The organism is Cellulomonas sp. 73-92, from assembly GCF_001898175.1.
Lineage (GTDB): Bacteria > Actinomycetota > Actinomycetes > Actinomycetales > Cellulomonadaceae > Cellulomonas.
In genome coordinates this window covers 370,881-391,854 of sequence record NZ_MKTH01000008.1, presented here as the reverse complement: position 1 = coordinate 391,854, position 20,974 = coordinate 370,881, and the positions used below count along the sequence as shown (strand labels likewise).

The following is a 20,974-nucleotide window of genomic DNA, read 5'->3' as shown; positions in this document are numbered from 1 at the left end:
GGGGTTGGACGACCAGCCGGCTGAGCTGGCCGGGTTGGGACCGATCCCTGCCGAGCAGGCCCGTGCCCTGGCCCTCGGGGGAACCTGGCGACGCATCGTCACCGACCCGGTGACCGGCACCGTGCTGGACGTCGGACGCACCCGCTACCGGCCACCCGCCGCCCTGGCCGAGCATGTGCTGGCCCGTGACCAGGTCTGCGCCGGTCCCGGCTGCAGTGTGCCCGGGCACCGCTGCGACCTCGACCACACCACCGAGTACCACGGCACCCCCGCCAACCGCTCCCCGCTGCCCGGCACCACGTCGGCCGGCAATCTCGGTCCGCTGTCCAGCCGGTGCCACCGACTGAAGACCGACGGCGGCTTCACCCTGCGACAGGTCACCCCCGGCGTGTTCGAATGGCACACCCCCGCCGGGCTGACCTACCGGGTCACCCCCGGCCAGAACGGCCACACCCGAAAGCTCGACACCCACCACCACGCGATCCCCGACAACCCACCCTTCTGAGCGGGCCTCGGCAGTAGCAGGTCGGCGTCGGACGGGCGGCGCCGCGACGTGTCACCCTGCAGCGACGGTGAGCTGCCCCGGCCCTGCGGCCGGCGGTCCCGCAGACCTCGTCGGCTCCAGCTCCGGGGTGGCCGTCAGCGCGCCTCCGCCATGAGGTCGACGATCCGGCCGACACCCTCGGCGAGGTCGTCGTCCCCGAGCGCGTACGACAGCCGCAGGAAGCCGCTCGGCCCGAACGCCTCGCCCGGCACCACCGCCACCTCGACCTCCTCGAGGATGAGGGCGGCGAGCTCGGCGGACGTCGTCGGGACCTTGCCGCGGATCGTCCTACCCAGGACGCCCTGGACGGACGGGTACGCGTAGAAGGCGCCCTTCGGGCGCGGCACGACGAAGCCGTCGATCTGCTCGAGCAGGCCGACCATCGTCCTGCGGCGCCGGTCGAACGCCTCGCGCATCATCGCCACGGCCGACAGGTCGCCGGTGAGCGCGGCGATCGCCGCGCGCTGGGACACGTTGGCGACGTTCGACGTCAGGTGGGACTGCAGGTTGGTCGCGGCCTTGACCACGTCGGTGGGCCCGACGAGCCAGCCGACCCGCCACCCGGTCATCGCGTACGTCTTGGCGACGCCGTTGACGACGATCGCGGTGTCCGCCAGCTCCGGGACCGCCTTGACGATGGGGGTGAACACCGCGTCGTCGTACGTCAGGTGCTCGTAGATCTCGTCGGTGATCACCCAGACCCCGTGCTCCACCGCCCAGCGGCCGATCTCCGCGGTCTGCGACGGGGAGTAGACGGCGCCCGTCGGGTTGGACGGCGAGCAGAACAGGAGCACCTTGGTGCGCGGCGTGCGCGCGGCCTCGAGCTGCTCCACCGTGACGAGGTACTCCTGCTCCGGCCCGGCGAAGACCTCCACCGGGATGCCGCCCGCCAGTCGGATCGCCTCGGGGTACGTGGTCCAGTACGGAGCGGGCAGCAGCACCTCGTCGCCTGGGTCGACGATCGTCGCGAACGCCTGGTAGACGGCCTGCTTGCCGCCGTTGGTGACGAGCACGTTCGAGGGGCTGATCTCGTAGCCCGAGTCGCGCAGCGTCTTGGCGGCGATCGCCTGCTGCAGCGCCGGCAGACCGGCCGCCGGGGTGTACTTGTGGTTCGCCGGGTCGGTGGCGGCCGCCACCGCGGCCTCGACGACGGCCGCCGGCGTCGGGAAGTCGGGCTCACCCGCTCCGAAGCCGATCACGGGCCGGCCGACGGCCTTGAGCGCCTTCGCCTTGGCGTCGACGGCGAGGGTCGCGGACGGGGCGATGGCGCCGATCCGGGCGGAGACACGAGGTCGCGATGCGGCAGGCTGCTGGGTCACCCCGCCATCCTCGCGCACCGGCCCGGAGCGGGGAACCGCGTTTCACCACCGGGCGACCGTCGCGTATGGTTGTCCACCGGCGGTTGACGTCCGCCATGCTGGCGGCTGCCCATCCACCGGATCGGCGCCCCGTCGGCACGGAGGCGTCCGGCCGTAGGGCAGTGGCGCAATTGGTAGCGCAGCGGTCTCCAAAACCGCAGGTTGCAGGTTCGAGTCCTGTCTGCCCTGCGCACGTGGTCACCCGACCGCGGGCACGACGAAGAACGACCAGAAGAGGGCCGTACGTGAGCGAGAGCGCCGCGGAGGCACCGTCCGAGGGGCGGGCCAGCCGTTCGAGCACCGCCCCGCGCACCCGTGACGCGGGCGCGCGCCGGGGCCTGTTCGCGCGGATCGCCCTGTTCTGGCGGCAGGTCGTCGCCGAGCTGAAGAAGGTCGTCTGGCCGACGAGGCAGGAGCTGTCCACCTACGTGGTGGTCGTGCTCGTCTTCGTGGTCATCATCATGGCGTTCGTCACCCTGGTGGACGTCGGCGTCGGCCAGCTCATGCTGTGGATCTTCGGCGGCGCCAAGTAGCCCACGCCCGTTCGTCGTCCACCCCAGACGTCAGGAAGCAGGAGACAGGTGTCGCAGGATTCGCAGGAGCCCACACCGGGCGCCGAGGGCGAGCTCGAGGATGCCCTCGAGCCGATCGAGGCGGCCGAGGGCAGCACCGTGGAGCCCGTCGACGACGGCTTCGACGAGCCTGAGCCCACGGCCGAGGTCGAGGCGGAGGTCGAGCCCGTCGCCAAGGCGGAGCCCGACCCCGACGAGGACCCCGAGGCCGCCTTCAAGGCACGGCTGCGCAGCGAGCCGGGCGACTGGTACGTCGTCCACTCGTACGCCGGCTACGAGAACCGGGTGAAGACGAACCTGGAGAACCGTCGCCAGAGCCTCAACATGGAGGACTTCATCTACCAGGTGGAGGTCCCCATGGAGGAGGTCGTGGAGATCAAGAACGCGCAGCGCAAGGTCGTCAAGCGCGTCCGCATCCCCGGCTACGTCCTCGTCCGCATGGAGCTGACCGACGAGTCGTGGGGCGCCGTCCGCCACACGCCGGGCGTCACCGGCTTCGTCGGCCACACGCACCAGCCGGTGCCGCTGACGGAGTCCGAGGTCTTCTCGATGCTCGCCCCGTCGCTGGCGCCGAAGACCCCCGCGGCCGCGGCGAAGGCCGCCCCGCGGCCGGTCGAGGTCGAGTTCACCGTCGGCGAGTCGGTCACCGTCACGGACGGCGGCCCCTTCGACACGCTGCCGGCCACCATCTCCGAGATCAACGCCGAGAGCCAGAAGCTCAAGGTGCTCGTCTCGCTCTTCGGCCGGGAGACCCCGGTCGAGCTGTCCTTCAGCCAGGTCTCCAAGATCTGAGCTGAGTCCGGCCCGCGAGGGCGCTGCAACCGGGTCATCGCCCATGGCGTGGGCCCATGAACAGGAGGGAGGGCGTCATGCCCCCCAAGAAGAAGAAGATCACCGGCCTCATCAAGCTCCAGATCAAGGCCGGCGCCGCGACCCCCGCCCCGCCGATCGGCCCGGCGCTCGGTCAGCACGGCGTCAACATCATGGAGTTCTGCAAGGCGTACAACGCGGCCACCGAGGCCCAGCGCGGGAACGTCATCCCGGTCGAGATCACGGTCTACGAGGACCGCTCGTTCACCTTCATCACCAAGACCCCGCCGGCCGCCGAGCTCATCAAGAAGGCCGCGGGCGTCGCCAAGGGCTCCGCGACGCCGCACACCGTCAAGGTGGCGACGCTGAGCAAGGCCCAGGTCACGGAGATCGCGAGCCAGAAGCTCGTCGACCTCAACGCCAACGACCTGGCCGCCGCCGAGAAGATCATCGCCGGGACCGCCCGGTCGATGGGGATCCGCGTCGAGGCCTGAGCCCCGACGCCGTGGGAGGGCCCTGTGCGGCCCGCCAACCACGACTGCCGCAGAAGGAGAGAGCAGTGAAGCAGCACAGCAAGAAGTACGAGGACGCGCTCAAGAAGATCGAGCCCGGGGTGCTCTACTCCCCGCTCGCGGCCGTCCGCCTGGCCAAGGAGACGTCGACGACGAGCTACGCGGCGACCGTCGAGGTCGCCTTCCGGCTCGGCGTCGACCCGCGCAAGGCCGACCAGATGGTCCGCGGCACGGTCAACCTGCCGAACGGCACGGGCAAGACTGCCCGCGTCATCGTGTTCGCGGTCGGCGAGCGCGCCGAGCAGGCCCTCGCGGCCGGTGCCGACGAGGTCGGCGGCGACGAGCTGATCGAGAAGGTCGCCGGCGGCTACACGGACTTCGACGCCGCGGTGGCGACGCCGGACCTCATGGGCAAGGTCGGCCGCCTCGGCAAGGTCCTCGGTCCCCGCGGCCTCATGCCGAACCCGAAGACCGGAACCGTGACGATGGACGTCGCCAAGGCGGTGTCCGACATCAAGGGCGGCAAGATCGAGTTCCGCGTCGACCGGCACGCGAACCTGTGCTTCATCATCGGCAAGACGTCGTTCACCGACATCCAGCTGGTGGAGAACTACGCCGCGGCGCTCGACGAGATCCTCCGGCTCAAGCCGGCCGCCTCGAAGGGCCGCTACATCACCAAGGCGACGGTGTCGACCACCAACGGCCCCGGCATCCCGCTCGACCAGAACAAGACGCGTCACCTCACGGAGGAGGACGCGGCCTGACGGTCGCTCCGTGCATCACCGAAGGCCCGGCCCCGGAGGGGACCGGGCCTTCGGCGTTCCGGGACGGGCGTGCCTGCTTCGTCGGCTCGTGGCCTCGGACGGCCGTCGCGGACTCGGTGCCGACCCGTAAGGGTCGGCGGTCCGGCCGAGCCCATGACCGGACCGCCGAGCTCCGTCCGCGGTGTCGGGCGCTCGCACCGCGTCCGTCTAGTGCCTGCGCAGGCCTCGTCTGCGGGCCACCTGCCGCATGGCGGCGAGCCAGCCCGCCCAGAACGCCTGGCGCTGCCGCAGCGCCGCCAGCGCAGCGCCACGCACCCGCGGGTCGGCGGCCCACACCCCGCCGGGCTGCGAGAACGGCTCGGTGAACGGCTCGGTGAAGGGCTGCGCGCCCTCGCTGAACGGCTCCGTGAACGGTTCCGTGAAGGGTTCCGTGAAGGGTTCGGTGAAGGGGTCGCTCCGGAGCGCCTCCGTGAAGGGCTCGGTGAAGGGCTCCGTGAAGGGCTCCGTGAAGGGTTCGGTGAACGGCTCGGTGAACGGTTCGGTGAAGGGCTCCGTGAACGGCTGGGACGAGCCTTCGGTGAACGGCTCGGTGAAGGGCTCCGTGAAGGGTTCGGTGAAGGGCTCGGTGGACGGCTGGGACGAGGCCTCGGTGAAGGGCTGCGGCGAGGCCTCGGTGAAGGGCTCCGTGAAGGGCTCCGTGAACGGCTCGGTGTCCGCTTCCGTGGACGGCCCGGCGGAGCGATCGGCGGCCCCGGTGGCCTGGTCAGGCGCGGTCCGACGGAGCGGGAACACGGCGGGGGCCGGCACCCCCGGGCGGCCGTCGGCGCGGACCGGGCCTGCCGACCGGAGGGGTGCCTCCCACGGGTCGTCGTCCAGGTAGGCGGCCTCGATCGGCGGCAGCAGCGAGGCGTGCCGGATCGCTGCGATCGCGCGGGCGCGCGCCGCCCGTCGCGCGGCAGCGGCGGCCGCGGACGCCGGCGTCGCGACCTCGACCCCGAGCGTGCCCAGCACCGCCTCGATGGGGCACGAGACGGCGAAGGTGCCGTCGTCCTCCCCGCTCCAGTGCAGGCCCAGCACGCGCCCGGCGTCGTCGACGACGACCGAGCCGGAGTCGCCGCCGGCGGAGAAGCGCTCGACGCCCCCGTCGGGCTCGATGCGCAGCTGGTCGCGCAGGATGCGCCGGCCGGTGCCCGGCCCGAAGTCGACCACGGTGGTGAAGTCGACCGAGGCGACGACTCCCGAGGTCAGCCCGGTGGTCCGGCCGTGCTTGCGGACGTGCGTGCCGACCTGCGCGTAGGCCCAGCCGGTGACGGCGCCGATGCCGACGATCCCCGGGAACCACGGCACGCCGGGCGCGAGCGCCACCACTGCGGCGTCGACGCGGTCGGTGAGCACGCCGCGCGCGAGGGCGCCCACCCGGTCCGTCGGCGTCCCCTCGTCGGCCAGCGCGGGCTGCAGCCACGGGCTGCCGACGTCCTCCAGGCCGTCACCGGCGGCGACGTGCCAGTTCGTCAGGGCCATCGTCCGGCCGGTGCCGGGCTCGGTGACGATCAGCCCGAGCGTCCCGTTGACCGAGCGGAGGCGGGCGCCGCCGTCGGACGGGGCGATGACCGGGTCGAGCGGGCCGAAGGAGACGCCGCCGGCGAGCGGGCGCACCCGCTGCGGCGCCTCGGGCGCGACGACGGTCGGCTCCAGGCCGACGTGGTGCACGACGACGTCGGTGGGCACGCCCTCGATCTCGCCCGGGACGGCCTCGCCCGGGCCGAGCTCGTCGAGCGACCGCTTGACCTCGACGTGGACGACGATGGCGAGCCGGCCCGTCGCGTGACCTGCGCGGAGCTTCTCCGCGATGTCGACGCCGACCACGCCCGGCCGCGCGAGGAGCCCGTCCTCGACGGCGCGCTTGATGGGCCGGATGTCGTCGAGGGTCAGGGACCCCGCGTCCTGCTCGCTCATGACGTGCTCCTCCTGCCCGGGCCGGGGTCGGACGCGAACGAGGAGCGCGCGCCGGGCGTACAGATACACGCACACACCGGTGGCGTCGGGTCGGTGGCGGCGGAGGCCGGAGGTCGCGGCCGGGTGCTCGCCCCCTGAGAGCACCCGGCCGCCCGGTCGTCGACGGACGCAGCGTCCGGACAGCAGGGAAGGGACGGTCTCAGGCGCCGTGATACATCGAGCTCACGACATGGTCACGAGGAGCTGAGGCTCGGCTACCAGGTGAGCCACTGGGTGGCGCACGCCCCGCCGGCGCGGGAGCAGACGAGCCGGACGGGCCCGTGCGGGCGCACCTCGAGCCGGAAGTAGCCCACCTCGTCGGTCGCGACGTCGGCGATCTGGCCGTCGGGTCCCTGGAGCGTCACGCGCCCGGGACCGGCGGGGATCAGCTGGCCCTCGACCCGGTCGTCGGTCAGCTCCACCTCGACGCCGACGCCGTCGCCCTCGAAGACGAGCGAGCGCGACGAGTCGCCGGAACGGTCGCGGACGGCGACGAGCGCCTCGTCGTCCCGCGAGTCGTGGACGAGGTCGAGGAGCAGCAGGTCCAGCTCGTCGCGCAACGCCTGCAGCTCCCGCTGGATCCCGAACGCCTGCAGGCCGGCCGACTCGACGCGGTCGTACAGCTCCGCCTCCGCCACGGCCGTGCCCAGGTCGCGCGCGAGCGCCTCGTCGTCGGCCCACAGGCCCTGCGGTCGGTCCACGCCGTCATCCCCATGCCAGGACATCGCGCCCCCCTGCGCCGAATGCCGTTCCCGTGTTCGCCTCGACGTACCCGCGCAGCGCGTCGGTGCGTCGCAGCCGGTCCAGCCCGCGTTGCCGGGTCGGGCCGATCGAGCCCACCGGGATGCCCAGGCGCTCGGAGACCTCTTGATAGGTGGGCGGCGGGTCCGTGCTCAGCAGGAGCAGGAGCCGTCGCTGGTGGTCGGGCAGCTCGGCCAGGCCGGCGCGCAGCGCCCGGTGGCGCTCGGCCCGCAGCAGCTCGACGGCCAGGCCGTCGTCGTCGTCCGCGGCCGGCAGGTCGAAGTCACCGGTGCTCGGGTCGACGGGGATGGTGCGCCGTCCGGCGGACGCCACGCGCATGCACTCGTGCCGTGTCGTGGTGGAGATCCACCCGGGCAGCGCCTCGGGCTCGCGCAGGGTCGCCAGGCGCTCGTACAGGTTGAGCCACACGGTCTGCGCCACGTCCTCCGCCTGCTCGGGCGCGAGGCGGAACTGGCGGATGCGGGCCATGACGAGCCCGACGTGCCGCCGCACGATCTCGGCCCAGGCCGTCTCGTCGCCCACCAGCGCCGCGGCGACGAGCACGGTCAGCGAGGTGTCCGGGGTGACCGGCGCTGCCGGAGCCGGGCCGGCGTCCGGCGCAGGCCCCGGCCCGGTGTCGTGGGGCGGGCGGAGCGTCACGCGTCGTATCGTCGCGCGTCGCACCCGCAAAGTCCTCATGCTTCGCCCATCCTGCTCACACTCCGGGCAGGATCCGCAGCGCACGCCCGTAGTCGGGGACCGCCGTGCCCGTGGCGCGGAGCAGCGCGTACGCCCGGCGGGCGCCGACGCCGTGCTCGTGCATGAGGGCGGCCACCTTCCCGGCGACCTGGGGCGCGGCGAACGAGGTGCCGCTCCAGAGGGCGAACGAGTCGGCCGGGAAGTCGTCGGGGTCGGCGGTGAACTCGTACGACTCCTTGCCCTGCACGAACGGCGCGCAGATGCCCTCGGCCACCGTCGAGCAGTCCACCCAGAAGCCGTGGCTCGACCAGGGTGCGGCGTGGTGGTCGGCGGTCAGGCCCGCCACCGAGACCACCTGGCGGAACGCCGCCGGCCACATCGGCCGGGTGTCCCCGCCGTTGCCGGCCGCGGCGACGACGAGCACCTCGCGGCCCTGCTCGCGCTCGATCTCCTCGATCCGCTCCAGCGCCGCCTCGACCGCCAGCGACGGCTGGTCGTAGAGCGTCACCGAGCCGAGCGAGAGGTTGACGATGTCCGCGCCGTCCTCGACCGCCTGCACGATGGCCGTCGCGACGTCGATCTCCGTGCCGACGCCCCCGCCGAGCAGCGCGCGGTAGACCCGGATCGTCGCCATCGGCGCCACGCGTGCGACGACGCCCGCGACGAACGTGCCGTGACCGGCGCACAGGTCGAGGAAGCCGTCCCGCGGCTCGACGTCCAGCGGGTCGACGTTCGGGTCCTTGCCGTGGGCGTGGCGCGGCACGTCGACCAGCCAACCGTCGTGCCGGGCCTGGGCGGTGATGCCGGTGTCGACGATCGCCACCTGCGGCGCGTGCTCCACCGGGACGGGCACGAACGGCGCCAGCGGCGGTGCCAGCGCCGGGCCGCCGAGGTTCTTGATGACCGGGTTGCAGGGCAGCACCTGGTTCTGCGACGCGGCGAAGCCGCGCAGCCGCAGCTCGGCGACGGTGTCGTCGAGCTCGTCGGCGCTGAGGTCGTCGCGCGCGCGGAGCAGGACGATGCGGTCGTCGATGCCGGGGGCGTCGAGGGGGACGCGCTCCAGCCCGCGGATCTCGAGGTACGACCGGGCGCCCTCGTCCTCCCACGTGCGGCGCGTGACGATGATCTCGCGCTCGACGACGAGCGTCTCGACCGTCCCGTGCCCGGCGACCGTGCCGACCCAGCGGTCCGTCCGGGCGTGGTACCGGTCGCGCACCGAACGGGCGACCTGGCGCCGCAGCGCCGGCTCCCGGGGCGTGCGCACGAGCTCCGCGACCTGCTGACGCACCTTCGCGTGCGCGCGGGACTGCTCGTCACCGGGGACCGGGGAGACGGGACCGGTACCGTCGGAGGTGCTCATGCGAGGGGACTCCTTCGAAAGTCGCGTTGGACGGGCGGGGGTGTGGCGTGGTCGAGGCCGTGAGCGACGGCGCACGCCCCCTCCTCGGAACAGAGGGCGCCCACGACCTGGTGATACACGCTCGGCGGCTCGGTGAGAAGGCCTCGTCCGACCCGGCCGGCGTGGAGGCGGAGGTCCGCGGCGTCATCGCGCTCGCGGAGCGGGCGAAGGACCCCGAGGCGCTCGCGCTGGCGCTGCGGGCGCTGGCCCTCGTCCACCGGTTCCGCTGGGAGCAGGCGGACGCCTCGCGCCTCGTCGACCGTGCGATCGGGCTGGCCGTGCGGCACGGGCTGCGCTTCGCGGAGGCGGAGATCCGCGCCACCCGGGCCGTGGTCCGCCAGGACCGCGGCGACATCGCCGGGGCGCGGCGGGACGTCGCCGCCGCCCGGGCCGCGCTCGCCCGGGCGGGAGGCGGTGCCACGGACGAGCGCGCGCGGCTCGACAGCAGCCTGGAGCTCCAGCTCGCCGTCATCGCCCAGAACGCCGGGCGCCACCGCGAGGCCGAGGCGAGGTACCGGGCCCTCGCCGAGCGCCCGTTCCTCTCGGAGGGCGTCGCGCTGCGGGTCGCCAACAACCTGGCGCTGGTGCTGGCCGCGCGCGGCGCGTACGTCGCGGCGCTCGCGGCATCGGAGCGCGCCGTCGCCGTCGCGACGGCGCAGGGACCGGCGGTCGCCGCGATGGCGCGCCAGACGCACGCCTGGATCGTCGTGCGTCAGGGCCGGCTCGCCGAGGGCATGGCGGAGCTCGACGAGGTCGCGGCGGCCTACGAGCGTGCCGGGATCCCGCTCGGCGAGTACGACATCGAGCTGGCCGACGCCATGGCCGACCTGCGCCTGCTCCCCGAGGCGATCGCCGCCGCCCGCTCCGGGGTCGACGAGTTCGCCGCCGCGGGGACCTGGCTCATGTGGGTCGAGGCGCAGGTGCGGTTGGCGCGGCTGCACCTCGCCGCCGGCGAGCCGCGGCTGGCGGCCGAGCTCGCCGCGGAGGTGGCGGCCCGCGCCGGCGCGCAGCGCCGCGCGGCGTGGACGGACCGTGCCCGGCTGGTCGAGGTGGAGGCGCGGCTCGGCCTCGGCGAGCCTGCCGGGAGCGACGCCGCGTCGGCCCGCCGGGCGGCGGGCCGGTTCGAGCGGTCCGGCGACCTCGCCGACGCGGCCCACGCCTACCTCGTGGCCGGCCGCGCCGCGCTCGCCACCGGCCGTCCCGCGGCCGCCCGCACCGCGCTGGCGGCCGCCGGCCGGATCGCCGCCCGCGGACCCCTGCTGCTGCGCGTGCGCGGCCGGCTGTCGCTGGCCACCGCGGCCCGGATCGACGGCGACGGTGCGGCGGCGGTGCGCCAGGCCGGCGCCGGGCTCCGTGACCTGGCCGTGCACCGCGACAGGCTGCCGACCATGGAGCTGCGCGCGCTGGCCTCGGGCCACGGCGCCGAGCTGGGCGAGATCGGCCTGGCCGAGCTGCTGCGCGACGGCACGCCGGCGCAGACCCTCCGCTGGATGGAGCGCACCCGCGCGGCGGCGGTGCTCGCCCGGCTCCCGGTGGTCGAGGCCGAGCACGGCGCCGACGACGGTCGAGCCGAGGTCGCCCCGTGGCGCCTCGCGGCGAGCGGGGTCCGGAGCGTGCCGGCGGGGGAGAGCCCGGCACCACGGGGGGGCGTGCCGCCCACGGCGCGGTCCGGTGCGCAGGTGGTGTGGGCCGAGCCGCCCGGCCTCGCCCAGCTGCGCGCGGGGCTCGACGGGCGCGTGCTCGTCGAGACCGGCCTGTGCGAGGGGCGGTACGTCGCGGTCGTCGTGCGCCTGCGCGGCGCGCGCGTGGTCGACCTCGGCCCGCGTGCCGCGGTGGAGGAGCCCCTGCAGGCGCTCGTGTTCGCGCTGCGCCGCCTGGCCTCGCCCCGCTCGTCGGCGGCGGCGCAGGCGGCCCGCGTCAACGCCGAGGCGCGGCTGCGGGTGCTCCGCGACGTGCTCGTCGCGCCCCTCGGCGTGCGGCCGGACGACGAGCTGGTCGTCGCACCGGTCGGCCCGCTGCACGGCGTGCCCTGGTCGGCGCTGCACGACGGCCCGGTCTCGCTCGCCCCGTCGGCGACGGCGTGGCTGGCCACCGCGGGCACGGCGACGCCGCCGCGGCCCGGGGCGACCGTGCTCGTCGCCGGCCCCGGGCTGGCCGGCGCCCAGGAGGAGGTGGACGCGCTCGCGGCCGTGCACCCGGGGGCGCGGCTGTTCGGCGCCGCCGACAGCCGCGTCGCGCCCGTCTCCGCGGCGCTGGCGTCGGCCGACCTGGCGCACCTCGCGTGCCACGGCGTGCCGCGCGCGGACAACCCGATGTTCTCCTCGCTGGTCCTCGCCGACGGCGCCGTGACCGTCCAGGAGCTGCACCGCGCGGGCGTCGCCCCGCGCCGCCTGGTGCTCGCGTCCTGCCACTCGGGCGCGGACGTCGCCTACGCGGGCGACGAGGTGCTCGGCTTCGTCAGCGCGATGCTCGCCCGGGGGACGGCCGGCGTCGTGGCCAACATCGCCGCCGTGCCCGACGTCGAGGTCGTCGACCTCATGGTGGGCCTGCACCGTCGCCTGGCCGCGGGGGACACCATGGCCCGGGCGCTGCACGCGGCCCGCGGCGGGATCGACGCCCGCACCCCCGCCGGGTTCGTCAACTGGTGCACGTTCTCCGCCCACGGCGCCGCCTGACCGCTGTGACGTACGTCACACCGACCCGGGGTATCAGGTCGGCGCGGCGCCGCTCTTCAGGGTGCGACCCCACCAGCGAGGGAGGCCGCAGTGTCCGTGCACCCGGAGGAGCGCCGCACCCTTGTGGGGCGGTCAGGGTCGCCTTACCTTGTCGGGGAGTCGGCCGGCCGCCGAGGAGCTCGGGTGAGGGGTTCCATGATGAGCGACGAGGTGACGGACCCGGTCGAGACCGGCATCCAGGACGAGGATCAGGGCCTGGCCCACCAGGCCGCCCACGCCGTCGCCGCCTACCGCAGCGGCGACCGGGAGCCGTTGGCCCGCCTCGTGCGGAGCGTCACGCCGCTGCTGTGGCGCACCGTGCGGGCGCAGGGCGCCGGCCACGAGCAGGCGCAGGACCTGGTGCAGAACGTGTGGCTGACCCTGGTGCGCGACATCGAGACCATCCGCGACCCGGACGCGACGCTGCAGTGGCTGCTGGTCACCGCCCGCCGCGCGGCCTGGCGTGCCGTGCGGCGCAGCCGCGACGAGATGGTCCGCACCGAGCAGGACGAGCAGGTCACCGAGTGGCTCGCCGCGCCGAGCGACGAGGCCCCGGACGCCGCGGTGGCGCGCGACGAGCGCGACCGCGCGCTGTGGCGGCACGTCGGCGCCCTCTCCGAGCGGTGCCGGCAGCTGCTGTCCCTCGTCGCGATGGTCGACCGCCCCGACTACTCGGTGGTCTCGCGCACGCTGGGGATGCCGGTCGGGAGCATCGGCCCGACGCGTGGCCGGTGCCTCGCCAAGCTGCGGCTCGCCCTCGCCGCCGACCCCTCGTGGAGCGCCCGGTGACCGCCGCCGACGACTCCGTCCTCGCCTTCGTGGCCTCGGGCGCCATCGACGCGACCGACGAGGAGATCCTCCGCCGCCTCGACGCCCTCGTGGACGCCCGCGACCCCGTGCCCGAGGGCCTCGTCGACCGCATCGGCATCGCCCTGACCGTCGAGGCGCTGCAGGCCGAGGTCGCGCGGCTGCACCTCGTCGGCGACCTCGCCACCTCCGTCCGCGCCGACGAGGCCAGCATCGAGGCCGACACCATCACGTTCACCACGGACGTGCTCACCGTCATGATCTCGGTGCACCACGAGGGCGACCGGGTGCGCGTCGACGGCTGGGCGGCGCCGGCGGGTCCGCTGACCGTGGAGCTGCACCAGTTCGGGGACGCGCTCGTCACCAGGTCGGACGACGACGGGCGCTTCTCCTTCGAGGGCGTCGAGCGGGGACCGGCACGGCTGGTGCTGCGCCGTCCGTCCGACCCGACGGTGCCGATCGTCACGCCGCAGGTCGAGCTCTAGCCCATGGCCCGCTCCGGCGAGCGGGCGGCGCCGGGGGCCATCGACCTCGCGGCGCTCGCCGCGGCCGTGCGCCGGGCGGAGGACGAGAACGCCGAGGGCCACCCCGCGCAGGCTCGCCGGCTGCTGCGGCCGGTGCTCGCCGCGCTCCCGGAGGCCGCGGACGACCCCGCGGTCGTGCGGGTGCGCGCCTGGGCGCTCATCGAGATGGTGCGCTCCGAGTCGGAGGTGCGGGGCGGCGCCGAGCGGGCGCTGGCGGAGCTGGACCGCCTGGCCGACGAGCAGCGTCCGGGCGCGGGCTGGCCCGGGCTGGTGCCGGCCGTGCTCGGGCTGCGCGGCCTGCTCGCGCTGCGCGCCGGCCGGCTCGAGGAGGCGTTGCGGTGGCTCGACCGCGCCGTGGCGCGCATCGCCGACGCGGAGCCGCTGGACGCCTGCCGGATGCTGCTCAACCGCGGCGTGGTCCACGGCGAGCTGCGTCACCTCCCGCAGGCCCGCGCCGACTACGGCGAGTGCGCCCGCCGCGCGGCCGGCGCCGGCTTCGCCCGGTTGGCGTTCAAGGCCGAGCACAACCTCGGCCACCTGGAGTACTACGCCGGCCGGCTGCCGCAGGCACTCGCCCGGATGGAGGCCGCCACCGAGATGCTGCCCGGGCGGCGGCCCATCGCGCTCCTCGACCGCGCGCAGGTGCTCCTGGAGGCCGGCCTCGTCGGGGTGGCCGACCGCACCCTGGCCGAGGCCGCCGCCCTGTTCTCCGCCCAGCGCCTGCCGCACGACGTGGGGGAGTGCGAGCTGGGCCGCGCGGAGTGCGCCATGCTCCGCGGCGACCCGGGGGCCGCGCGCCTGCACGCGGCCGCAGCGCGGCGCCTGTTCCGCCGGCGCGGCGACGAGGCGTGGGTGCTGCGCGCCACCCAGCTGGAGCTGCAGGCGGACGCCGCGGTCCTCGCCCGGCAGCCGGCCGGCGACGCCCACCGGCGCTGGACGACCCTGGCGGCCCGCGCCGCGCGGCTGGAGGAGCAGTGCCGTGCGGCCGGCCGCCCGCTGTGGGTGACGGCCGCGCGGTGCGTGCGGATCGAGGCCGACCTGGCCCGCGGGGCGATCGCCGACCCCTACGCCGCGCTCCTCGAGCTGGGGCCCATCCCGCGGGGCGCCTCGATCGGAGGCCGTCTGGCGGCCCGGCGCGTCCGCGTCCTGCTGCAGCTGGCCGCGGGCCGGCGCGCCGCCGCCCTCGCCGAGCTCCGGGCGGGCCAGAACGAGCTGCGCGTGCACCGGGCCCGGTTCGGCTCGCTGGACCTGCGCACCGCGGGCGCCATCCACGGCGCCGCGCTGGCCGACCTCGACGCGCAGCTCGCGATCGCCACCGGCCGTCCGGCGGCCGTGCTCGACGCCGCCGAGCGGGTGCGTGCCGCCATCGGCGGCAGCCCGCGGCTCGCGCCGCACCTCGACCCGGTGGCCTCCGAGCTGCTGGCCCGGCTGCGCTACCTCGTCGTCGAGCGGCTCGGCACGCTCGGCGGCGTCCCGGCCGGCGGCCCGAGCGGCGACCGCATCGTCGCCGAGATCGACCGCCTCAAGCGCGAGATCCTCGCCCGCTCGTGGAACGAGAACGGCCGGGAGGGCGACGACCGGGCGGGTGGGGCGGCCGAGGTGCGGCGGGCCCTCGGGCGGCGGCCCGACGAGGTGGTCCTCGACCTCGTCGAGCACCGCGGCGAGCTCGTCGCGGTGCGCATGGACGGCTCGGGCGCCCGCCTGGCCCCGCTCGGCTCGTCGGCGCCGGTGCGGGAGGCCGTCCGCCGGGCGCACGCCGACCTCGAGGTCCTCGCCAACCCGCTGGTGCCGGCGGACCTGCGCGCGGTGGCGCGCACCTCGCTGGCCCGCGTGCTGGGGCTGCTGGGCACCCGCTTCGCCGACGTGCTGCCCGACGATGAGCGCACGCTCGTCGTCGTCGCCGGTGGCTGGCTGGGCATCGCCCCCTGGGCGCTCCTGCCCGGCCGGGCGGGCCGGCCGACGGTGGTCGCCCCCTCGGTCCGCCACTGGCTGTCGCACGCCGGCACCGCCCCGGCCGTCCCGCGCCGGGTGACGGCCGTGGCCGGCCCCGGGCTGGCGCTCGCCGAGCGGGAGGCGCACGAGGTCGCCGGGCTGTGGCCCGGCGGGACGGCCGTCGTCGGCCCCGAGGCGACCGCCGCCCGCACCGCCGACCTGCTGGCGTCGCCCGGCATCGTCCACCTGGCGGCGCACGGGCGGCACGAGGCCGAGAACCCGCTGTTCAGCTCGGTGCGCCTGGCCGACGGCCCGCTGTTCGCCCACGAGCTCGACGCGGCCGGCCGGCCGCCGCACCTGGTGCTGCTCTCGGCCTGCGAGGTCGGGCGGTCGACGGTCCGCGCCGGGGGAGAGGCGCTCGGCCTGGCCAGCGTGCTGCTGCGCGCGGGCGTCGCCTGCGTCGTCGCCGCCATCGCGCCGCTGCCCGACGAGGTGGCGCTCGGGGTGATGACGCGCACCCACGAGCTGTTGCGCGCCGGCGTCCCGGTGGCCGCCGCGCTGGTCGCGGCCACCACCGAGCGCGAGGACGTCACGGGCGACCCGGTGCCGCTCACCGCGTTCGGGGCGCCGGTGTAGCGCCGCGTTTTGGCGGCACCCCCGCGGTGCCGTACCCTTGGCAGGCCCAAGACCGCCGGTCGTCGGCTGCGGCTCCCTCCGGGGGCGGCAGCCGCCCGAAGTCCCGCTCACGCGGAGGCCGACGCAGGTGAGAGTTCCGCACGGCGAGCCGCCGTGCCCCGAGCCCCGCGCCTGCGCCGGGGCTCTTCGTGCGTCAGGGGACCGGTGGCACCACCATCGGAAGGAATGCCATGGCGAGGCCGGACAAGGCCGCAGCCGTTGCGGAGCTCACTGCCCTGTTCAAGGGCTCCAGCGCTGCGGTGCTCACCGAGTACCGCGGGCTGACCGTTGCGCAGCTCAAGGCGCTGCGGACCGCGCTGCGCGGCAACGCGAACTACGCCGTGGTGAAGAACACGCTGACCGCTATCGCGGCCAAGGAAGCCGGCCTCGGGGTGCTGGCCGACGAGCTCAAGGGCCCGTCGGCGATCGCCTTCGTCACCGGTGACCCGGTCGCGGCCGCGAAGAGTCTGCGTGACTTCGCCAAGGCGAACCCCGCCCTGGTCGTCAAGGGGGGCGTCCTCGACGGGCGTCCTCTGACCGCGGCGGACGTCACCAAGCTCGCGGACCTCGAGTCCCGCGAGGTGCTGCTGGCCAAGGCGGCCGGCGCGATGAAGGCCAAGCTCTACCAGGCCGCGTACCTGTTCACGGCGCCGGCGTCCAAGGCGGTTCGCACCGTCGAGGCGCTGCGTGTGAAGCAGGAAGAGACTGCGGCCTGAGCTTCGCGCAGGCCGTTCACCACAACCCCCAGCACGTCCGCCGGCAGGTGCCGGCGGCCAACCCGGAAGGAACCGCCACCATGGCGAAGCTCACCACCGCCGAGCTGATCGACCAGTTCAAGGAGCTCACGCTCATCGAGCTCTCCGAGTTCGTGAAGGCGTTCGAGGAGACCTTCGAGGTCACCGCCGCCGCCGCGGCCGCGGTCGCGGTCGCCCCGGCCGCCGGCGGCGCCGGCGCCGAGGTCGAGGAGGTCGAGGAGAAGGACTCGTTCGACGTCATCCTCGAGACCGTCGGCGACAAGAAGATCCAGGTCATCAAGGAGGTGCGCGCCCTCACGAGCCTTGGCCTCAAGGAGGCCAAGGACCTCGTCGACGGCGCCCCCAAGCCCGTCCTGGAGGGTGTCAACAAGGACGCGGTCGACAAGGCCAAGGCCGCCCTCGAGGGCGCCGGCGCCACCGTCACCATCAAGTGATCCCGGCGGTCCGTGACCGCTGACGCTCGCGAAGGCCCGCACCCCGGCACTGGGGTGCGGGCCTTCGTCGTGCCGCGGCCCTCCGACCAGGCGGTTTGCGATCGGCGAGGAGCTGAGTAGGCTAGCGCTTTGCGCTGACCTGTGCCGCGATCCCGTATAACCCGAGCTCGTCTGTCGTCGTTCGTGCCCGACGCCAGGCCGCTCAGAGGCCGGGGGGTCGCCCCTCGCCGGGCGGCGCACGTGTGCACGCGCACTCGATCCGCAGGGAAGGACCCCTCTTGGCTGCCTCGCGCACCTCTGCTGCACCGTCCGTCGCCACCCGCACCGCCTCCCGCCGCATCTCCTTCGCCAGGATCCACGAGCCCCTCGAGGTCCCCGACCTGCTCGGGCTGCAGACCGACAGCTTCGACTGGCTGCTCGGCAACGACCGCTGGCGCGCCCGCGTCGAGGCCGCCCTCGTGAACGGCCGCAACGACGTCCCGGCCACCGCCGGCCTCGAGGAGATCTTCGAGGAGATCTCGCCGATCGAGGACTTCGGCGGGTCGATGTCCCTGTCGTTCCGGGAGCACCGCTTCGAGGAGCCGAAGTACACCGTCGACGAGTGCAAGGAGAAGGACTTCACCTACTCCATGCCGCTGTTCGTCACGGCGGAGTTCGTCAACTACACCACCGGCGAGATCAAGAGCCAGACGGTGTTCATGGGCGACTTCCCGATCATGACCGACAAGGGCACGTTCATCATCAACGGCACGGAGCGCGTCGTCGTCTCCCAGCTCGTCCGGTCGCCCGGCGTGTACTTCGAGCGCATCGCCGACAAGACGAGCGACAAGGACGTGCTCACCGCCAAGATCATCCCCAGCCGTGGCGCGTGGCTGGAGTTCGAGATCGACAAGCGCGACAACGTCGGCGTCCGCGTCGACCGCAAGCGCAAGCAGAACGCCACCGTGCTGCTCAAGGCGCTCGGCATGACCGACGGCGAGATCCGCGAGGAGTTCAAGGACTTCCCGGCGGTCATCGACACCCTGGACAAGGACCACGTGCAGGGCCAGGACGAGGCGCTCCTCGACCTGTACCGCAAGATCCGCCCGGGCGAGCCGCCGACGGTCGACGCCGGCCAGGCGCTGCTCGACAACTTCTACTTCAACTCCAAGCGCTACGACCTGGCGAAGGTCGGCCGCTACAAGGTCAACAAGAAGCTCGGCCTGGACGCCCCGCTGGGCGACTCGGTGCTGAGCAAGGCCGACATCATCGCCACGATCAAGTACCTGGCGGCGCTCCACATCGACCTGCAGACGATGGCCGGCGTTCGCAACGGCGAGGCGATCGAGGTCCGTATCGAGACGGACGACATCGACCACTTCGGCAACCGCCGCATCCGCGCGGTCGGCGAGCTGATCCAGAACCAGGTGCGCACCGGCCTGTCCCGCATGGAGCGCGTCGTCCGCGAGCGGATGACGACGCAGGACGTCGAGGCGATCACGCCGCAGACGCTCATCAACATCCGCCCCGTCGTCGCCTCCATCAAGGAGTTCTTCGGGACGAGCCAGCTGTCGCAGTTCATGGACCAGAACAACCCGCTGGCTGGCCTGACCCACAAGCGGCGCCTGTCGGCCCTCGGCCCCGGCGGCCTGTCCCGGGACCGTGCCGGGATGGAGGTCCGTGACGTCCACCCGTCGCACTACGGCCGCATGTGCCCGATCGAGACCCCCGAGGGTCCGAACATCGGCCTCATCGGCTCGCTCGCGACCTACGGCCGCATCAACCCGTTCGGCTTCGTCGAGACGCCCTACCGCAAGGTCACCAAGGGCAAGGTGACCGACGAGGTCGACTACCTCACCGCGGACGACGAGGACCGGCACGTCATCGCTCAGGCCAACGCCGCCCTCAACGCGGACGGCTCGTTCGCCGAGGACCGCGTCCTGGTGCGCGTCAAGGGCGGGGACGTCGAGTACGTGCCCGGCGTCGACGTCGACTACATGGACGTCTCGCCGCGGCAGATGGTCTCGGTCGCCACCGCGCTCATCCCGTTCCTCGAGCACGACGACGCCAACCGCGCCCTCATGGGCGCCAACATGCAGCGCCAGGCGGTGCCGCTGGTCCGGTCCGAGGCGCCGTTCGTCGGCACGGGCATGGAGTGGCGCGCCGCGGTCGACGCGGGCGACGTCATCACCTCGGAGAAGCCGGGTGTGGTCGTCGAGGTGTCGGCGGACCTCATCACGGTCGCCAACGACGACGCGACGACGTCGACCTACCGGGTCGCGAAGTTCCGCCGGTCCAACCAGGGCACGAGCTACAACCAGCGCGTGCTGGTCGACCAGGGCGACCGGGTCGAGGTCGGCTCGGTCCTGGCGGACGGCCCGGCGACCGACGAGGGCGAGCTCGCCCTCGGCCGCAACCTCCTCGTCGCGTTCATGTCGTGGGAGGGCCACAACTACGAGGACGCCAGGTCGACGCCCGCGACACCAAGCTGGGCCCCGAGGAGATCACGCGGGACATCCCGAACGTCTCCGAGGAGGTGCTGGCGGACCTCGACGAACGCGGCATCGTGCGCATCGGCGCCGAGGTGAACGCGGGCGACATCCTCGTCGGCAAGGTCACCCCCAAGGGCGAGACCGAGCTGACCCCCGAGGAGCGGCTGCTGCGCGCGATCTTCGGCGAGAAGGCGCGCGAGGTGCGCGACACCTCGCTCAAGGTGCCGCACGGCGAGTCCGGCACGGTCATCGAGGTGCGGACCTTCAACCGCGAGGACGGCGACGAGCTGCCCGCCGGCGTGAACGAGATGGTGCGGGTCTACATCGCCCAGCGCCGCAAGATCACCGCGGGCGACAAGCTGGCCGGCCGCCACGGCAACAAGGGCGTCATCTCGATCATCCTGCCCGAGGAGGACATGCCGTTCCTCCCCGACGGCACCCCGGTCGACATCGTCCTCAACCCGATGGGCGTCCCCGGGCGCATGAACGTCGGCCAGGTGCTGGAGGTCCACCTCGGGTGGATCGCCAAGCAGGGCTGGGACGTCTCGCTCGCCCAGGGCGACACCGAGTGGCTGAAGAACGTGCCGCAGATCGCCCACCGCTCCGAGCACGACGGCCGCGTCGCGACCCCGGTGTTCGACGGTGTGCAGGAGGAGACCCTCAACAACCTCCTCAAGGTGACGCTGCCGAACCGCGACGGCGAGCGCCTCGTCGGCCACGACGGCAAGGCGCGCCTGTTCGACGGCCGCTCCGGCGAGCCGTTCCCGGAGCCGGTGTCGGTCGGCTACATGTACATCCTCAAGCTCCACCACCTCGTGGACGACAAGATCCACGCCCGCTCGACCGGTCCGTACTCGATGATCACGCAGCAGCCGCTGGGTGGTAAGGCGCAGTTCGGTGGCCAGCGGTTCGGCGAGATGGAGGTGTGGGCGCTCGAGGCGTACGGCGCCGCATACACGCTCCAGGAGCTGCTGACGATCAAGTCGGACGACGTGCCCGGCCGCGTCAAGGTCTACGAGGCCATCGTCAAGGGCGAGAACATCCCCGACTCGGGCATCCCCGAGTCGTTCAAGGTGCTGCTCAAGGAGATGCAGTCGCTCTGCCTGAACGTCGAGGTGCTGTCCGCGGACGGTGTCTCCATCGACATGAAGGAGAACGACGACGAGGTCTACCGCGCCGCGGAGGAGCTCGGCATCGACCTGTCCCGGCGGCCCAACGCCAGCAGCGTCGAAGAGATCTGACGCCGAGCCCGGACGGGGCGCCCAGCG

The 20,974-nt window shown here is 74.1% G+C and carries 16 protein-coding genes, 1 tRNA gene and 1 pseudogene; 13 read left to right on the top strand and 5 right to left on the bottom strand.

The window, feature by feature from the left end:
- The first annotated feature begins 4 nt into the window (after positions 1–4).
- Entirely contained in the window at positions 5–505 is a 501-nt protein-coding gene (locus tag BGO37_RS05335; protein ID WP_291752888.1) for an HNH endonuclease signature motif containing protein, read from the top strand.
- Positions 506–639: 134 nt separating this feature from the next.
- Here BGO37_RS05335 and BGO37_RS05330 read toward each other — a convergent pair whose 3' ends face one another.
- Entirely contained in the window at positions 640–1,863 is a 1,224-nt protein-coding gene (locus BGO37_RS05330; protein ID WP_291752886.1) for a pyridoxal phosphate-dependent aminotransferase, read from the bottom strand.
- A gap of 155 nt (positions 1,864–2,018) precedes the next feature.
- Between BGO37_RS05330 and BGO37_RS05325 the strand changes: the two genes are divergently transcribed.
- From BGO37_RS05325 to rplA, 5 genes are all read left to right on the top strand, one after another.
- Positions 2,019–2,091: transfer RNA gene (locus BGO37_RS05325), tRNA-Trp, on the top strand.
- 56 nt (positions 2,092–2,147) lie between these two features.
- Positions 2,148–2,435: a preprotein translocase subunit SecE gene (gene secE / locus BGO37_RS05320; RefSeq protein WP_291752885.1), complete on the top strand. Its 288-nt coding sequence runs from the start codon at positions 2,148–2,150 to the stop codon at positions 2,433–2,435.
- Positions 2,436–2,483: 48 nt separating this feature from the next.
- Positions 2,484–3,266, top strand: coding sequence for a transcription termination/antitermination protein NusG (nusG, locus tag BGO37_RS05315; RefSeq protein ID WP_291752883.1), 783 nt, complete (start codon positions 2,484–2,486; stop codon positions 3,264–3,266).
- A gap of 77 nt (positions 3,267–3,343) precedes the next feature.
- Positions 3,344–3,778: a 50S ribosomal protein L11 gene (gene rplK, locus BGO37_RS05310; RefSeq protein WP_291752881.1), complete on the top strand. Its 435-nt coding sequence runs from the start codon at positions 3,344–3,346 to the stop codon at positions 3,776–3,778.
- A gap of 65 nt (positions 3,779–3,843) precedes the next feature.
- The gene (gene rplA, locus BGO37_RS05305; RefSeq protein ID WP_291752879.1) at positions 3,844–4,560 is read left to right on the top strand and encodes a 50S ribosomal protein L1; all 717 of its coding nucleotides are present in this window, start codon (positions 3,844–3,846) and stop codon (positions 4,558–4,560) included.
- Positions 4,561–4,767: 207 nt separating this feature from the next.
- On the opposite strand, the gene BGO37_RS05300 is transcribed toward rplA, so the two are convergent.
- The 4 genes from BGO37_RS05300 to BGO37_RS05285 form a co-directional block, all read right to left on the bottom strand.
- The gene (locus BGO37_RS05300) at positions 4,768–6,516 is read right to left on the bottom strand and encodes a peptidase S32 (protein ID WP_291752878.1); all 1,749 of its coding nucleotides are present in this window, start codon (positions 6,514–6,516) and stop codon (positions 4,768–4,770) included.
- Positions 6,517–6,770: 254 nt separating this feature from the next.
- Positions 6,771–7,256: a hypothetical protein gene (locus tag BGO37_RS05295; RefSeq protein ID WP_291752876.1), complete on the bottom strand. Its 486-nt coding sequence runs from the start codon at positions 7,254–7,256 to the stop codon at positions 6,771–6,773.
- Positions 7,257–7,260: 4 nt separating this feature from the next.
- Positions 7,261–7,956: a sigma-70 family RNA polymerase sigma factor gene (locus BGO37_RS05290; protein ID WP_291752874.1), complete on the bottom strand. Its 696-nt coding sequence runs from the start codon at positions 7,954–7,956 to the stop codon at positions 7,261–7,263.
- A gap of 55 nt (positions 7,957–8,011) precedes the next feature.
- Entirely contained in the window at positions 8,012–9,355 is a 1,344-nt protein-coding gene (locus BGO37_RS05285; RefSeq protein ID WP_291752873.1) for a S8/S53 family peptidase, read from the bottom strand.
- Between the two features lie 110 nt (positions 9,356–9,465).
- Between BGO37_RS05285 and BGO37_RS05280 the strand changes: the two genes are divergently transcribed.
- The 7 genes and pseudogenes from BGO37_RS05280 (at position 9,466) to BGO37_RS05250 (ending at position 20,947) form a co-directional block, all read left to right on the top strand.
- Positions 9,466–12,069 carry a CHAT domain-containing protein gene (locus BGO37_RS05280; RefSeq protein ID WP_291752872.1) on the top strand — a complete coding sequence of 868 codons (2,604 nt, stop codon included), beginning with the start codon at positions 9,466–9,468 and terminating at the stop codon, positions 12,067–12,069.
- A gap of 183 nt (positions 12,070–12,252) precedes the next feature.
- Complete coding sequence (locus BGO37_RS05275; protein ID WP_291752870.1) at positions 12,253–12,897, top strand: sigma-70 family RNA polymerase sigma factor; 645 nt, start codon at positions 12,253–12,255, stop codon at positions 12,895–12,897.
- Positions 12,894–13,400 (top strand): carboxypeptidase regulatory-like domain-containing protein, encoded by a 507-nt coding sequence (locus tag BGO37_RS05270; RefSeq protein WP_291752868.1) that lies wholly within the window; start codon positions 12,894–12,896, stop codon positions 13,398–13,400. The genes BGO37_RS05275 and BGO37_RS05270 overlap by 4 nt, the downstream gene beginning before the upstream one ends.
- A gap of 3 nt (positions 13,401–13,403) precedes the next feature.
- Positions 13,404–16,007 (top strand): CHAT domain-containing protein, encoded by a 2,604-nt coding sequence (locus BGO37_RS05265; RefSeq protein ID WP_291752867.1) that lies wholly within the window; start codon positions 13,404–13,406, stop codon positions 16,005–16,007.
- A 230-nt stretch (positions 16,008–16,237) separates the two neighbouring features.
- Positions 16,238–16,762, top strand: coding sequence for a 50S ribosomal protein L10 (gene rplJ / locus BGO37_RS05260; RefSeq protein ID WP_291752864.1), 525 nt, complete (start codon positions 16,238–16,240; stop codon positions 16,760–16,762).
- Positions 16,763–16,842: 80 nt separating this feature from the next.
- Positions 16,843–17,235: a 50S ribosomal protein L7/L12 gene (rplL, locus tag BGO37_RS05255; RefSeq protein ID WP_291752863.1), complete on the top strand. Its 393-nt coding sequence runs from the start codon at positions 16,843–16,845 to the stop codon at positions 17,233–17,235.
- A 278-nt stretch (positions 17,236–17,513) separates the two neighbouring features.
- Positions 17,514–20,947, top strand: a pseudogene (locus BGO37_RS05250) (DNA-directed RNA polymerase subunit beta).
- The last annotated feature ends 27 nt before the right edge of the window (positions 20,948–20,974 follow it).